This window comes from Microvirga sp. P4_G7, from assembly GCF_056401005.1.
The window spans coordinates 1-2,391 of sequence record NZ_JBFUKD010000578.1 but is presented as its reverse complement, the minus strand read 5'-3'; the positions used below and the strand labels follow the sequence as shown (position 1 = coordinate 2,391).

Here is a 2,391-nt window from a genome sequence, read left to right as displayed (position 1 = left end):
CGGCGCGAACGGAATCTTCCCATCGCTCAGCGGGGGGAACGCAAATTATTGGGTCGACGTGATGTTCGCGCCCGGTTCCGAACAGGCGCCGGTCGCCCTCAACGATACCGGACCGGCAATCGCACGTGACACGCCGCTGTCCCTCACTACCGCCTCTCTTCTGGCCAACGATACCGATCCGAATGGTGACGTTCTGACCGTCACAGGTGTCAGCGGCGCGACGCATGGAACGGCTGTGCTCAACGCGCAGGGCACTGCGGTATTGTTCACGCCGGAGGCTGGCTATACCGGGTCAGCGGGATTCACCTATACGGTGTCGGACGGACATGGCGGCACGTCGTCAGCCAACGTCACGCTCAACATCGTGCCGCCTGGGGCTGTTCCCCTGGGTATTTTCCCCGACACGGCAACGCCATCCGTAGCCAGTGCCGCGGATTCCGCGTCTGTCGAATTGGGTGTCAAATTCCAAGCGACGACCGCTGGTACGATCACCGGAATTCAGTTCTATAAGGGAGCCGGCAACACAGGCCCGCATACGGGAACCCTCTGGTCGAGCACCGGTCAGGTTCTCGCGACGGTTTCATTCGTCAACGAGACTGCCAGCGGCTGGCAGACGGCCATCTTCTCCAACCCCGTCGCGGTCACCGCGGGCGCAACCTATGTCGCGTCGTACCACACGACGACAGGCCATTACTCCGATACGCCGAACTACTTCACCTCGGCGATCACCACGGGCCCGCTGACGACCCCAGTGAATGCGGGCGTATTCGGATACGGCGCTTCGAGCGTGTTTCCGACAGGGACTTACCAGGCGACGAACTATTTCGTCGATGTCCTGTTTACCGCTGGAGGCGCACAACCGCCGGTCGCGAGCAACGATACCGGCCCGACGGTGACGCGAGACACGCCGCAAACGATCACGACCGCTTTCCTGCTTTCCAACGACAACGATCCGAACGGCGACGCCTTGACCGTCACCGGCGTCAGCGCCGCTTCTCACGGCACTGCCGTGCTCAATGCACAGGGCACCGCCGTCGTCTTCACGCCTGACGCGGGATATACGGGCGCGGCGGGATTCACGTACGCGATTTCGGACGGCAATGGCGGCACTTCCTCCGCTACCGTGTCGCTCAGCGTCGTCGCGCCAGGCGCCACCCCCCTCGGCATGTTCTCCGATACGGCGACGCCCGCCGTCGCCAGTGCGGCCGATACTGCATCGGTTGAACTCGGCATGCGGTTCCAAGCCTCTTCCGCGGGTACCATCACGGGCATCCAGTTCTATAAGGGCGCTGGCAACACAGGCCCCCATACCGGCACGCTCTGGTCGAGCACCGGCCAGGCGCTTGCGACTGTGACGTTCATCAACGAGACGGCGAGCGGTTGGCAGACTGCAACGTTCTCCAATCCCGTCACGGTCACGGCGGGCGCGACCTATGTCGCCTCCTATCACACCACGACGGGGCATTATTCCGACACGCCGAACTACTTCTCGACTTCGGTCACCAACGGGCCGTTGACGGCGCCCGTCAATGCGGGCGTCTATGCCTATGGCAGCGGGAGCTTATTCCCGACGAGCAGCTACCAGGCGACGAATTACTTCGTCGATGTCATGTTCAACCCGCTCGGAGAACTGCCGCCTGTTGCGGTGAACGACCTGGGGCCGACATTGCTGCGCGACACACCGCAATCGATCGCGACGTCCACTTTGCTGTCGAACGACAGCGATCCCAACGGCGATGTCTTGACGGTTACAGGTGTCAGTGCGGCGTCCCACGGCATCGCCACTCTCAACGCACAGGGCACGCAAATCCTGTTCACGCCGGATGCGGGATACACGGGCGCGGCCGGGTTCACATACTCGATTTCCGACGGAAAAGGCGGAACGTCTTCTGCCAATGTCAGCCTTTCGGTCGTGCCGCCCGGCTCGACACCGTTGGGCCTCTTCGCCGACACGGCCACACCTGCCGTCGCGAGCGATTCCGATACGGGCTCTGTCGAATTGGGCGTGAAGTTCGTGGCCTCGCAGGCAGGAACAATCAGCGGCATCCAGTTCTACAAGGGCGCAGGAAACACAGGTCCGCATACCGGAACGCTCTGGTCGAGCACCGGCCAGGCCCTCGCCACTGCGACGTTCAACAACGAAACCGCAACGGGTTGGCAAACTGCGACGTTCTCAAATCCGATCGCCGTAACGCCGGGAACGACCTACGTGGCCTCGTACCACACCAGCACGGGTCATTATTCGGACACCACCAACTTCTTCTCCAGCCCGCTTACTAGTGGTCCACTCACGGCACCGACCAATGCGGGCGTGTTCGCCTACGGCAGCTCGAGCCTGTTTCCGACGAGCAGTTACCAGTCCACGAATTACTACGTCGATGTGCTGTTCAA

Annotated in this window: 1 protein-coding gene; it reads left to right on the top strand. The window is 62.2% G+C overall.

Going from position 1 to position 2,391, the window contains the following annotated elements; genetic code table 11:
* Nucleotides 1–61: 61 nt before the first annotated feature.
* The coding region (locus AC1DT3_RS18165; protein ID WP_477466630.1) for a DUF4082 domain-containing protein at nucleotides 62–2,391 on the top strand (2,330 nt) is incomplete at its 3' end.